General features: G+C 47.1%; 10 protein-coding genes, 1 pseudogene and 1 riboswitch. Of the genes and pseudogenes, 9 read left to right on the top strand and 2 right to left on the bottom strand.

What is annotated here, in order from left to right:
- Positions 1-44 precede the first annotated feature (44 nt).
- A pseudogene (locus tag AB4238_RS01180) lies at positions 45-563 on the bottom strand (iron-sulfur cluster assembly scaffold protein); the annotation flags it as partial.
- A gap of 116 nt (positions 564-679) precedes the next feature.
- A riboswitch (Fluoride riboswitch) is annotated at positions 680-744 on the bottom strand.
- Between the two features lie 182 nt (positions 745-926).
- Between AB4238_RS01180 and AB4238_RS01185 the strand changes: the two are divergent.
- The 3 genes from AB4238_RS01185 (at position 927) to AB4238_RS01195 (ending at position 3,844) form a co-directional block, all read left to right on the top strand.
- On the top strand, positions 927-2,006 hold the full coding sequence (locus AB4238_RS01185) for a DUF2157 domain-containing protein (protein WP_372030693.1): 1,080 nt from the start codon (positions 927-929) through the stop codon (positions 2,004-2,006).
- Positions 2,003-2,797, top strand: coding sequence for a DUF4824 family protein (locus AB4238_RS01190; RefSeq protein WP_372030694.1), 795 nt, complete (start codon positions 2,003-2,005; stop codon positions 2,795-2,797). Before AB4238_RS01185 ends, AB4238_RS01190 begins: the two co-directional genes overlap by 4 nt.
- A gap of 90 nt (positions 2,798-2,887) precedes the next feature.
- The gene (locus tag AB4238_RS01195) at positions 2,888-3,844 is read left to right on the top strand and encodes a LysR family transcriptional regulator (RefSeq protein ID WP_372030695.1); all 957 of its coding nucleotides are present in this window, start codon (positions 2,888-2,890) and stop codon (positions 3,842-3,844) included.
- Here AB4238_RS01195 and ilvY read toward each other — a convergent pair.
- The gene (ilvY, locus tag AB4238_RS01200) at positions 3,837-4,709 is read right to left on the bottom strand and encodes an HTH-type transcriptional activator IlvY (RefSeq protein ID WP_372030696.1); all 873 of its coding nucleotides are present in this window, start codon (positions 4,707-4,709) and stop codon (positions 3,837-3,839) included. The two genes, AB4238_RS01195 and ilvY, sit on opposite strands and share 8 nt — an antisense overlap.
- A 202-nt stretch (positions 4,710-4,911) precedes the next feature.
- Between ilvY and ilvC the strand changes: the two genes are divergently transcribed.
- From ilvC to ilvA, 6 genes are all read left to right on the top strand, one after another.
- Entirely contained in the window at positions 4,912-6,393 is a 1,482-nt protein-coding gene (gene ilvC, locus AB4238_RS01205; RefSeq protein ID WP_372030697.1) for a ketol-acid reductoisomerase, read from the top strand.
- Between the two features lie 546 nt (positions 6,394-6,939).
- A complete protein-coding gene (gene ilvG, locus AB4238_RS01210; protein WP_372030698.1) occupies positions 6,940-8,613 on the top strand; it encodes an acetolactate synthase 2 catalytic subunit in 1,674 nt (557 codons plus the stop codon).
- Positions 8,610-8,876, top strand: coding sequence for an acetolactate synthase 2 small subunit (gene ilvM / locus AB4238_RS01215; RefSeq protein ID WP_220738556.1), 267 nt, complete (start codon positions 8,610-8,612; stop codon positions 8,874-8,876). Before ilvG ends, ilvM begins: the two co-directional genes overlap by 4 nt.
- A gap of 4 nt (positions 8,877-8,880) precedes the next feature.
- Positions 8,881-9,810 carry a branched-chain amino acid transaminase gene (locus tag AB4238_RS01220; protein WP_372030699.1) on the top strand — a complete coding sequence of 310 codons (930 nt, stop codon included), beginning with the start codon at positions 8,881-8,883 and terminating at the stop codon, positions 9,808-9,810.
- A 225-nt stretch (positions 9,811-10,035) separates the two neighbouring features.
- The gene (gene ilvD / locus AB4238_RS01225) at positions 10,036-11,883 is read left to right on the top strand and encodes a dihydroxy-acid dehydratase (RefSeq protein ID WP_372030700.1); all 1,848 of its coding nucleotides are present in this window, start codon (positions 10,036-10,038) and stop codon (positions 11,881-11,883) included.
- Between the two features lie 14 nt (positions 11,884-11,897).
- Entirely contained in the window at positions 11,898-13,448 is a 1,551-nt protein-coding gene (ilvA, locus tag AB4238_RS01230) for a threonine ammonia-lyase, biosynthetic (RefSeq protein WP_372030701.1), read from the top strand.
- Positions 13,449-13,547: the final 99 nt, after the last annotated feature.

The raw sequence follows: 13,547 nt of genomic DNA on the forward strand, positions 1-13,547 counted from the left end.
GATTATCAATGGCTGGCTAATGATTATTTCTAATGATTATTTTAAGTAACATAACCTTCTGCTAACTCCATATAGCGCACACCTTTGGCGTTAGTGGAGTAGCTCGTGCCGACTTGGCTGCGCTGAGTTTTACCTAAATCTTCAAGTGCGGCACCAACCTCAAGCCCATCTTCTGAAAACGCGGATTGAGTGCGGCCATAAACAAACTGCAGGAAGATCTCACGCATCGCCACGTTAATGGCGTCGCACACTAAGTCGGTGTTGAGTGCTTCGAGTATGGTTTTTCCGGTGATGATCTCGGCGGCCATCGCTGCTGAATGAGTCATTCCTGAGCAGCCAATAGTTTCAATTAGCGCTTCTTCGATAATCCCTTGCTTGACGTTTAAAGTCAGTTTAGCGGCGCCTTGTTGCGGTGCGCAGGCCCCCACGCCATGGCTAAGGCCTGAAATAGCGATAACGTCTTTAGGGTTGAGCATACGCCCTTCAATAGGAATGGGAGCAGACGGATGTAAGTCGCCCCGCTGGATAGGGCACATAGACTGAATTTCTGAAGAGTATTGCATAGTGTTTTCCTAAATAAATGCTAGGAAAACAAGAAAGCGGAGATAGTGACTGATTGGGCATGTCCCACAGAAATACGCTGACAACGCTGGTTGTCATCTCAGGCTAACCTGTTTTCGATTCTGTAGGAGTCATCAGCCAAATTGGCGGTTAAGTCGGTGGAACCCCATCACCTGCAAAGTTGACTAATCAACCTTTCGCTAAAGTATAGGTGAGGTTATCGCGCCAATGGGTGATATTGATCCCACTTTGGTTAATCACTTTTTTATTACTGCTGCTGTTGATATCGCAGCCCGAGATGATGACTTCCTATTGTGTTTATCTTGCATTGCGGCAATATAAACAGTGATTAAGGAGAATCAACTATGCAAGAGAAGTCGCTTTCGGCAGCCAATGCGCAGCAACGGGTGGATCAGATCCATGCATTTCAGCAAGAGATGCAACAGTTAGAACATGACCACGTTATGGCAATATCCGTTGAGCAAAAAAGTCAGCTTGATGGTTACCATAACCAGCTGTTACAACGTTTAGCCAAGGTTTACGACGTCGATATCAGTAGCCAATCTAAGCAGCTGTCTTTGGGGATGAAAATCGCCTCTATGCTAGGTGCGCTGGCGATGGCCACTAGCCTGTTTTTTCTGTTCTATCAGTTCTGGGGTTACATTAACACGCCTGTACAGGTCGCTATTTTAGTGGTGGCGCCAGTACTGTTATTTTGGCTGTCGTTAAAGCTGGCGCAAACCGAGCAGGGGAGTTATTACTCCAAGATCGCCGCACTGGTTAGCTTGGCCTGTTTTGTTCTTAATCTGTCGATGTTGGGGCAGATCTTTAATATTACCCCGTCACCCAATGCGTTTGCTGTTTGGTCTGCATTTGCCTTTTTATTAGCTTACGCCTGTAATGCGCGCTTACTGTTGTTCTTCGGTATTGTTAGTCTCAGTGGCTTTATTGCCATGAAACTGGGTAGTTGGTCGGGCATGTATTGGATAAGCTTTGGTGAACGGCCGGAAAACTTCTTTGTACCCAGCTTAATCATCTTCGCCTTGCCGCAGTTTATCTCGCATAGAGCGTTCACAGGTTTTGAGTCCATCTATAGAGTGACGGCGATGATGATGCTGTTTTTGCCTATGCTGATCTTATCGAATTGGGGCGATATTAGTTATTTAGATTGGGACGCTGAAGTCGTTGAAGGTGTCTATCAAGTCAGTGGCTTTGTCATTTCAGCTGCCGCTATTTGGCTCGGGGTTAAGCGCCAATGGGGGGCGGTCACGAATACTGGCAACGTGTTCTTTATCTTGTTCCTCTATACCAAGTTCTTTGATTGGTGGTGGCAGTGGATGCCGAAATACATATTCTTCTTCATTTTAGGTTTGTCTGCATTGCTAGCGCTGATGGTGTTTAAGCGCATTCGTTCAAGTAACTTAAATCAAGGAGCCGCATCATGAAGAAATACTTATTGATGGGGTTATTGCTGCTGATTGGCAGCAATCTTGTGGCACTTGCAGGTGTAGCGTACAACAGGCTGAATGAGGTCACTGCAGCAGTCACTTTAACCGAAAGAGAGTTGCAGCTTCCCTATAACAGTAGCGCGCAACAAGAGAACTCGGGGTTGTCTTTGCAGATTGTATGGCGCTCCCCTTCGGCTGAGGACGAGGCTTATCAGCCTTATAATGCTAAAGAGAGCCGTTTAAGCAAAGAGCAAGTGCTAGCCCTCGGGTTTGAATTACCCGATGAAGGCTATTATGGCGTGCAGTCGCAACCGCTATATTGGGCTCTGGAGTTTGATGGCGCCTTACATGACGCTGAAGTTGTTAAGGCTGAGCTGCGTTACCAGAAAGCGCTCGCCAGCTATAATACACAGCCAAATGAAGACAATACTCGTCTAAAAAATGATGCTCTGGAGATGGTGAAGAAAGAGAAGTTAATCAATAGCAGGCTGTTTTTTGTTAAAGCCGCTGCTGATTATCAGTCGCTTGCCACGGAGTTTGCGGATCAAGACAATATGATCTTTGTCAAAGGGCTTACCAAGCCTTATTACCATCAAAATAGCGATAGTTATGGTTTGTCTTTGAACCAATTGCTGGTCAATCACATTATGGTACCGCTGGCTGATACCAAGCCGCTTAAAGGCTTATCGAGATTGGGCTATCGAGATATTACTGCACCGCGCTATTCGGTTGAAGTTAATTGGGGCAGCCGTTTCGAGCCGTGGATTGTTGCTGTGACGGCAGACTAATGATGCTTAGTTTAATTTACAAAAACTGACCCACTAACCTCTGAAAAAAACTATCATAGGCCAAGTCGGTGTTAGTGGGTGAGAAGGTAATTGGTGAAACAGCTAGATTTCAATTTATTGCGAGTGTTAGAGGTGCTGCTTGAGGAGCAAAGTGTTACTGCGGCGGCATCGAGATTGCACCTGAGCCAATCGGCAGTGAGTAAGCAGTTAAGTAAGCTGCGAGAGACCTTTGATGATCAGCTGTTTGAGCGTACCGCTTATGGCTTAAAAGCCACACCTAGGGCTCTGCAGTTAGCGCCAGAGCTGCGTGAAGTATTGCAACGCCTTGACCAGTTCACTCGGCCTAATAGCTTTGAGCCTGCTGATAGTCAGCGTAGGTTCCGTATGCATTTGGTTGAAACATCCTACTCATTAGTATTTCCGCATTTTGTACCTACTTTACTCAATCAAGCGCCACAGGTGAGCATTAATAGTCAAACTTGGGCGACTGACAGTATGGATAGGCTGCTGCGCTGCGAAATTGATCTGGGGATCATCTGCCGTGAGTGGGATAAACGCTCTTTACTGCACATGAATAACCTCCCCGACGAGCTAGGTTACGCTGAGCTTATCCGTGATTATCCTGTTTGTCTTGTGCGGCAAGGGCATCCACTACTTAATGATCCTTGGGATCTCGATACTTTTTTAAAGTATCGTCACTTGCAAGTGACCTTTGGTGGCTTGGAGCATTGGCTACTGGATGATGTATTACGACTGGAGCATCTTCAGCGTGATATAGCAGTCAATATGACAGACTTTAATAGCGCTTTAGATCTGTGTCAGCACAGTGACTTGATCTTATGTGCACCGAAAAAGTATGTGATGCATATGCTACCCGGTCATGACTTGGTTTGTCTGGATGTGCCTGTACATGTTGAACCGGGCGCTTATGTGCTGGTTTGGCATAAACACTTTAACTTAGATCCCAGCCATAGCTGGCTGCGTAATCTAATGATTGATGGCGTGCGTGCTCAATCGAACAATGATGACAAGCTCTCAGCTAGATAGCTTCTAAAAATGCGCTGATCACGGGTTCTTGCACCCGCTTTTCTCTACAACAACAACCTAGCTCAAACGGCGGGATAGCAATTGGCGAGGCCAGCAACTGAATGCGGTCTCGTACTGGGCTGTTATTAATCACCACTTCGGGGGTAATGCTCACGCCACAACCCAGTGCCACCATAGAGGTTATCGCCTCTTGGCCAGAGACTTGGGCATAGATATTAGGCGTAAGACCCAGTGCTTTAAACCAGTAATCGATACGTTTACGCCCGGGGCCATGCTCCGGCACGATAAAGGGTAGCCTGTCCCAAGGGATGTAAGATTCGGTTAGCAACTCTTGTACTTGGCAGCGAAAAGTCGGTGCGATAATCGACAATGGCACGTCGTCTATTTTGGCAAAATGCAGGTTTTCAGGGAAGGGATCTGGTAGCGCGGCAATCGCAATATCAGCGCGGTTATTACGAATTTCATTAACCGCATTAGCGGCATCACCTGTGGTTAGGGCTATTTCAACTAATGGATGTTCACGCCTAAAGCGGTCGAGCAAACCGGGGAGATGACTATAAGCTGCGGTGACCGAGCAATATAGATTAAGCCGCCCTCTGAGCAAGTCTTGCTTAGGATCGATTTTGGTTTTTAGTTTGCCCCAATGGTCGAGTGTCAGCTCGGCAAAGTGGCGATATTCAACGCCGGCACTGGTTAAAGTGACACTGCGATTATCACGCTGAAATAGCTGGGCACCCACTTCTTCTTCCAACCTTTGCATGGCTCGGCTCAGTGTTGACGGACTCACATGCATCGCTTGGGCGGTGCGGGCAAAATGCAAACTATCAGACAGATGTAAATAGAGTTTGATGGTGCGAATATCCAAATTTTTCATCCTCTGTTAGTAGCATTAACAGTGAGTAACTGTTAGGCCGGCGTCGAATACCCATGTTGCACAAAACGCAACGTCATGTTCCGAATATATCATTTTAAGCAATGAAAAGCTTGCGCTATAGTGATCTCAATCACAGCTTAGCTCGCGCTTGAGCAAGCCCGTTTAAATATCCAGAATCAAGGTGGTATATCAGATGGCTAACTATTTTAACTCTCTGAATTTGCGTCAACAACTAGAACAGCTGGCTCAATGCCGCTTTATGGATCGCAGTGAGTTCAGTGAAGGCTGTAATCATATCAAGGGTTGGAATATTGTCATCCTTGGTTGTGGTGCACAAGGTTTAAACCAAGGTTTGAACATGCGCGACTCAGGCTTGAACATCTCTTTTGCACTACGTGAGCAAGCGATTAATGAGAAACGTGAATCTTACCAGAAAGCAACTGGCAACGGTTTCCGCGTAGGCACTATCGAAGAGCTAATTCCTGATGCTGATTTGGTATTAAACCTAACACCAGATAAGCAGCACACTAACGCTGTAAACACGGTTATGCCATTGATGAAGCAAGGTGCGACATTGTCTTACTCGCACGGCTTTAACATTGTTGAAGAGGGTATGCAGGTTCGTCCAGATATCACTGTCATCATGGTTGCACCTAAGTGCCCGGGTACTGAAGTACGCGAAGAGTACAAGCGTGGCTTTGGTGTACCAACACTGATTGCTGTTCACCCAGAAAACGATCCTAAGGATGAAGGTTTCGATATTGCTAAAGCTTACGCTAGCGCAACGGGTGGTGATCGTGCAGGTGTATTGCACTCATCTTTCATCGCTGAAGTTAAGTCTGACCTGATGGGTGAGCAAACCATTCTTTGTGGCATGCTGCAAACTGGCGCTATCTTGGGTTACGAGAAGATGGTTGCCGACGGCGTTGAGCCTGGCTATGCGGCCAAGTTAATCCAACAGGGTTGGGAAACCACTACCGAAGCGCTTAAGCACGGTGGTATTACCCACATGATGGATAGACTGTCTAATCCAGCTAAAATTAAAGCGTTTGAAATGGCTGAAGAATTGAAAGAAATTCTACGCCCACTATTCGAAAAGCACATGGACGATATCATCGGTGGCGAGTTCTCTAAAACCATGATGGAAGACTGGGCGAACGATGATGCGAACCTACTTAAGTGGCGTAGTGAAACTAACGAAACTGCTTTCGAAAATGCGCCGCAAACCGATGAGCAGATTGATGAGCAAACATACTTTGATAAAGGCATCTTCTTAGTTGCCATGATCAAAGCTGGTGTTGAACTAGCGTTCGACACTATGGTTGCTGCTGGTATCGTTGAAGAGTCAGCTTACTACGAGTCTTTACATGAAACGCCGCTGATTGCTAACACGATTGCCCGTAAGCGTTTGTATGAAATGAACGTGGTTATCTCGGACACTGCTGAGTACGGTTGTTACCTATTCAACCACGCTGCAGTGCCAATGTTACGTGACTATGTTGCCAACATGTCGTCTGAGTTCCTTGGTGGCGGCTTGAAAGATAGCGGCAATGGCGTTGATAACGTGCGTCTTATCGAAGTTAACGAAGAGATCCGTGGTACAGCCGTTGAGTTTATCGGTGCAGAGCTTCGTGGTTACATGACTGAAATGCAACGTATCGTCGAAGAAGGCTAATTTATTTGTGACTTGCCTGTGACGTTTATTCGTTGCAGGCAAGGCTTAAATATCTTCCATTAAGAGTACAGATAAAGTTTTCAATAAAACATTAACGATTAACACCTTAGTGACAATAAAGAGAGGCGGCAGTCAATTATTATTACACCGAGTTGCTAGCGCTAATTTTAAGGCTAAAGCTTGAATGTGATTAATGATGCAAAAGTTTTCATTGTGTTTTTTATTCGCTTTGTGGTAAATCTTAATGGTGGTCTGATTGATGAAGGCCAATACCGAATTTAAGCAAACACCTTATTAGGAATACAAGTCGCGTATGTTTAACCAAGCTGCCCAAATTATTATTGTGATTATTACCGTCGTGATTATTAGATCACAGCGGGGGCCGCGCATGCTAAATCGACACACCTAATTAGGTTTAAGATTGCAAACAACCCCCGCTCCGAAAGGAACGGGGGTTTTTTCGTTTAAGGGCCGACCAAAATGATTGCGGGTCGCCATTAAGCTATCACCGAGTTATCGAAATATTGAGTAGTGGAGCAAGAGCAGATGGAACAAGGGCAGATGATACGGGGCGCCGACGCAGTAATAAAAGCGATAGCCGCACATGGTGTGACCACAGTGTTTGGTTATCCTGGTGGCGCTATTATGCCTATTTACGATGCCCTCTATGGTAGCCCGGTAGAGCACCTGTTAAGCCGCCACGAACAAGGTGCTGCATTTGCAGCAGTAGGCTACGCCAGAGCAAGTGGCAAAACGGGAGTTTGCTTTGCCACTTCGGGCCCTGGAGCGACCAACCTTATCACCTCACTTGCCGATGCATTGCTCGATTCAGTGCCTGTTGTTGCAATCACAGGTCAGGTATCAACTGCCGTTATCGGCACTGATGCGTTTCAAGAGATAGATGTACTCGGTATGTCACTGTCTTGCACCAAACACAGCTTTATGGTCACGAGTGTTGAAGAGCTAGTTCCGACGTTATATCAGGCCTTTGAAATTGCAGCTTCGGGTCGACCTGGTCCAGTATTGGTTGATATCCCAAAAGATATTCAAATCGCTTTGATGGAGTACAAGACACCATTGCAAGCAGCACTGCCTGAACCAGAGCATACTCCAAGCCAAATCGACGCAGCAAAAGCACTGCTGGAGCAATCTAAACAGCCTATGCTGTATGTGGGGGGCGGCGTAGGTATGGCCAGTGCTGTTGAGCCATTGAGACAATTTATTGCGGCAACTGGCATTCCATCTGTTGCGACATTAAAAGGGCTTGGCGCTATCAGCTATGAGACTCCAGGTTACTTGGGGATGCTCGGGATGCATGGCTCAAAGGCGGCTAATTTAGCAGTGCAGCAATGCGATTTATTGATTGTTGTTGGCGCGCGTTTTGATGATCGGGTGACAGGGCGTTTAGCGTCATTTGCTGAAAACGCCAAAGTATTGCACTTAGACATTGATGCCGCTGAGCTAGGTAAATTGAGAATGCCAGAGGTAGCAATTGCAGGCGATTTACGCCAGATCCTACCTGCACTAAGCCAACCAATGCAGATAGCGGATTGGCAAGCAGAAGTCGCCGCATTAAAAGTACAGCATCAATGGCGTTACGACCGTCCAGGTGAGCTTATTTATGCGCCTGCGATGCTGAACCGTTTGGCACAGAAATTACCTGAAGATAGCGTCGTTGCCTGCGATGTGGGTCAGCACCAAATGTGGGTTGCTCAGCACATGTACTTTAGACGCCCAGAAGATCACCTTTCAAGTGCCGGACTTGGCACTATGGGCTTTGGTTTACCTGCGGCGATTGGCGCTAAAGTTGCTCGTCCTAATGCGGCAGTGGTTGCGGTGTCGGGTGACGGTTCTTTCATGATGAATGTGCAGGAACTTACCACCATTAAACGTAAGCGCTTGCCAGTTAAAATACTGCTGGTGGACAACCAAAAGCTTGGCATGGTTAAGCAGTGGCAGCAGCTATTCTTTGAAGAGCGTTACAGTGAAACGGATCTGTCGGATAACCCTGATTTTGTCAAAATGGCATCCGCCTTTGATATTCCAGGTCGAAACATTACCCAAGCCAGCGAAGTCGAAGCTGGCTTAGACGAAATGCTCAACAGTGAGGGGCCGTTCTTGTTGCATGTATCGATAGATGATGCACACAACGTATGGCCGTTAGTACCACCCGGTGCGTCAAATCAAGACATGATGGATGAGATGGAGAAGCAAACATGAGCAATTACGCAATCGCAATCAATGTGCAGCAGCGACCAGAAGTGCTAGAGCGCGTGTTACGTGTCGTCCGCCATCGTGGTTTTAACATTACCAATTTAGCGATGCAGCTCAATGACAATAATACCTGCAGCATCGATATGTCGCTGCAGAGTGACCGAGCCATTGAGTTACTCACTAATCAAATAAACAAACTAATTGATGTACTTGACTGCCAAGTGTTGGCTGGTCAAACAAACATGACAACCGAATCTGCAAAGGGATAAGAATATGGCCGCTAAAACAGCTGAGTTAATCTGGTTCAATGGTGAAATGATGCCTTGGGGTGATGCTAAGGTTCATGTCATGTCTCATGCGCTGCATTACGGTACATCAGTATTTGAAGGGATCCGCGTTTACGACACGCCAAATGGACCTGCAGGTTTTCGTTTAACTGAACATGTGCAGCGTTTATTTGATTCCGCCAAAATCTACCGTATGCCCATCCCATATAGCTTTGATGAAGTGATGCAAGCATGTCGCGATGCGGTATTGGCTAACGGGTTAAGCAGTGCTTATATTCGACCGCTGGCGTTTTACGGTGATGTTGGAATGGGCATTACGCCTCCTAAAGATGCTCAGTGCGATGTCATGGTTGCGGGCTTCCCATGGGGTGCTTATCTAGGTGAAGATAGCATGGACGCGGGTGTTGATGTTGCGGTTACATCATGGAATCGTTTAGCGCCAAATACCATTCCAACTGGTGCTAAGGCGGGTGGAAACTACTTGTCATCGCTACAGGTTTCTACCGAAGCCAAGCGAAATGGTTTTGATGAAGGTATTGCACTTGATACCAATGGTTTAGTCAGTGAAGCGGCTGGCGCCAATATTTTTGTGATCAAGAAAAATAAGATCTACACACCACCGGCCACAGCGGCTATTCTGATGGGATTAACTCGCGATACGATTATCACCTTGGCGCGTGATAAAGGTTATGAAGTCGTAGAGGAGAACATGTCTCGCGAGTTCCTTTACTTGGCTGACGAAATATTTATGACTGGTACAGCGGCCGAGCTCGTACCAGTGCGCAGCGTTGATAGAATCGATGTCGGTTGCGGTAAACGAGGTGAGATCACCAAGCAAATTCAGCAGAGTTTCTTTGGCCTATTCAATGGCGAGACCGAAGATAAATGGGGTTGGCTGGAGCCTTTAAAAAGCTAACCGCTTCGTGCAATAAATTTTGTTTTGTAGGTCGGGCTTCAGCCCGTCGACAAAAGGGGTTGCTCGATAGTTTGTCGGCATAAATACCGACCTACATGAAAGCTGAAAAAGATTAACGTCAAACATAAAAACTGAGAACGATATCTCAGGCCAATGAATTGAAAAATAGAAGGTAACAATCAGGTGTTTTGCACCTAGAACCTTCTCTAAACAAGGATTAAAGCAATGCCAAAATTACGTTCAGCAACCAGTACCGAAGGTCGTAACATGGCGGGAGCGCGTGCGCTTTGGCGTGCTACCGGTGTTAAAGATAATGACTTTGGTAAGCCAATTATTGCTATCTCTAACTCGTTTACCCAGTTTGTACCGGGCCATGTGCATCTTAAAGATATGGGCTCACTCGTGGCGGGCGCAATTGAAGAAGCGGGCGGTATCGCCAAAGAGTTTAATACCATTGCGGTTGATGACGGTATCGCCATGGGGCACGGCGGTATGCTCTACAGCCTGCCATCACGTGAGCTAATTGCTGACAGTGTTGAGTACATGGTTAATGCGCACTGCGCCGATGCGCTGGTATGTATCTCTAACTGTGACAAGATCACTCCTGGCATGCTGATGGCTGCTTTAAGACTGAACATTCCAGTGATTTTTGTCTCTGGCGGACCGATGGAAGCGGGCAAAACCAAGCTTTCTGACAACATCATTAAACTCGACTTAGTGGATGCCATGGTAGCAGGCGCTGATGATCGAGTATCAGATGCCGACAGTGAACAGATTGAACGTAGTGCTTGCCCAACGTGTGGATCATGCTCAGGTATGTTCACCGCAAACTCAATGAACTGTTTAACTGAAGCCCTTGGTTTATCACTACCAGGTAATGGCTCTATGTTGGCGACTCATGCAGATCGCCGCGAGTTATTCTTAGAAGCGGGTCGCCGTATTATGGACTTGGCAACGCGTTACTACCGTGACGATGATGAGTCAGCACTACCGCGTAACATCGCTAACTTTAATGCGTTTGAAAATGCTATGACCCTTGATATAGCCATGGGCGGCTCAAGTAATACGGTATTGCATCTGCTTGCAGCGGCAATTGAAGCTGAAGTTGATTTCAGCATGGACGATATTGACCGTTTGTCTCGTCTTGTGCCGCATCTGTGTAAAGTTGCACCTTCGACGCCAAAATACCATATGGAAGATGTACACCGTGCTGGTGGCGTGATGGGTATTTTGGGCGAGCTTGATAGAGCTGGTCTATTACATAATGATGCTTACCACGTAGCGGGTAAAAACTTGGCTGAAGTGTTGGCTAAATACGATATTGCCCAAAGCAAAGATGAAGCGGTACACAAGTTCTTCTCAGCTGGCCCTGCAGGCATTCCAACCACCAAAGCCTTTAGCCAAAGTTGCCGCTGGGATAGCGTTGATGTCGACCGTGAAGCGGGATGTATCCGTACCCGCGAATTTGCTTTCAGCCAAGAAGGTGGCCTAGCCGTATTATCTGGCAACGTCGCTGCTAATGGTTGCATTGTAAAAACGGCTGGGGTTGAAGTGGAAAACCATACCTTTATCGGTAATGCTCGGGTGTATGAGAGTCAAGATGATGCCGTTGCTGGTATTTTAGGTGGCGAAGTGGTGGAAGGTGACGTAGTGGTTATTCGTTACGAAGGCCCGAAAGGCGGCCCTGGTATGCAAGAGATGCTGTACCCAACTAGCTACCTTAAATCGCGTGGTTTAGGCACTAAATGTGCGCTGATTACCGATGGTCGTTTCTCTGGTGGTACCTCAGGTTTATCGATTGGTCACGTTTCGCCAGAAGCAGCAGCGGGCGGCACTATCGCCTTGGTTAATACCGGTGACAGAATTGAGATAGACATTCCTGCACGTTCAATCAAGTTGGCTATTAGTGATGTTGAGTTGGCTGCGCGTCGCACCGCGATGGAAGCACTCGGCAAAGATGCTTGGAAGCCACTTGGACGTGTTAGACAGGTGTCGATGGCACTTAAAGCTTATGCATTACTTGCCACCAGTGCCGATAAAGGTGCAGTGCGCGATACCAGTAAACTGGGCTAATCGAGAGGTAGTTTATGTTGGCGTTAGCATCACAATCACAACTGGATCTGGCCCACTATTATTTACAGAAGATCTTACTGTCTTCTGTTTATGATGTGGCGAAGGTAACCCCGCTTGCTAGCCTTAATAAGCTGTCGGCACGTTTAGGTTGTCAGGTATTTTTAAAGCGTGAAGATCTGCAGCCAGTGCACTCTTTTAAGCTACGCGGTGCTTACAACAAGATTGCCGAGCTAACGAAAGAGGAGTGCGAATGTGGCGTGGTGTGCGCCTCTGCGGGTAACCATGCGCAAGGGGTCGCGATGTCTGCTGCGGCTCGTGGTATTAGCGCGGTTATTGTGATGCCAGAAACCACTCCCGATATTAAAGTCGATGCGGTTAAACGCTTAGGCGGCGAAGTGGTATTGCATGGCCAAGCGTTTGACCAAGCCAATGCTTACGCACAAAATCTATCTAAGACTGAAGGGCGCGTGTATGTGGCGCCGTTTGATGACGAAGCGGTGATTGCTGGCCAAGGCACTGTGGCACAAGAGATGGTGCAGCAACAGCGCGATCTTGAGGTGGTATTTGTGCCTGTTGGCGGCGGTGGTTTAATCGCGGGGATTGCTGCTTATTATAAAGCTGTGATGCCGCAAGTTAAGATCATCGGTGTAGAGCCAGAAGACTCAGCCTGTTTAAAGGCGGCACTCGATGCTGGAGAGCGTGTAGTACTGCCTCAAGTGGGTTTATTTGCTGACGGTGTGGCGGTTAAGCAGATTGGCGCTGAGCCGTTTAGGCTCGCACGTGAATATGTTGATGATGTGATTACGGTTACCTCTGATGAAATTTGCGCAGCAGTTAAAGATATTTTTGAGGATACTCGCGCCATTGCCGAACCTTCGGGGGCATTGTCGCTGGCGGGCCTTAAAAAGTACGTGGGCAATAATGGTAACGGCGAGAAGGTTGCCGCGATTCTAAGCGGTGCTAACGTTAACTTTCATGGTTTGCGCTATGTGTCAGAGCGCTGTGAACTTGGCGAGCAAAAAGAAGCTATTTTAGCGGTTAAAGTGCCAGAGCGTCCGGGGATCTTCCTACGTTTTTGCGAGTTGCTTGGTAAGCGAGCGATGACGGAGTTCAACTATCGCTTTAGTAGTCGCGATAAAGCGGTGGTATTTGCGGGTATTCGTTTATCTGAGGGGCAAACTGAAGTTGATGAGATCGTTGCCAACCTCGAGTCTGAAGGCTTCGGAGTACAAGATTTATCTCAAGACGAAACGGCAAAATTGCACGTGCGTTATATGGTCGGCGGCCATCCGCCTGAGCCATTAGAGGAGCGCTTGTTTAGCTTTGAGTTCCCAGAGCATCCTGGCGCTCTGTTTAAATTTTTAACCACCTTGCAGAGCAAGTGGAATATCAGCTTATTTCATTACCGCAATCATGGTGCAGCATACGGCAGAGTGTTAGCTGGTTTTGAAGTACCTGAGCGCGACAATCTTGCTTTTCAGCAGTTTTTGACTGAGCTTGGCTTTATCTATCAAGAAGAAACCAAGAGCCCAGCTTATAAGCTTTTTCTAGATAATCGTGATTGAGAAGTGGTTAGGTTACGAGGATTAGAACCAACGAAAGGGCGCATTAGCGCCCTTTTTTTATTTGTATAGCGCTTGGGCTAGAACCAATCAATTTTATTC

Origin of the sequence: Shewanella sp. 10N.286.45.A1 (genome assembly GCF_041470405.1) — a bacterium.
Taxonomy (GTDB): domain Bacteria; phylum Pseudomonadota; class Gammaproteobacteria; order Enterobacterales; family Shewanellaceae; genus Shewanella.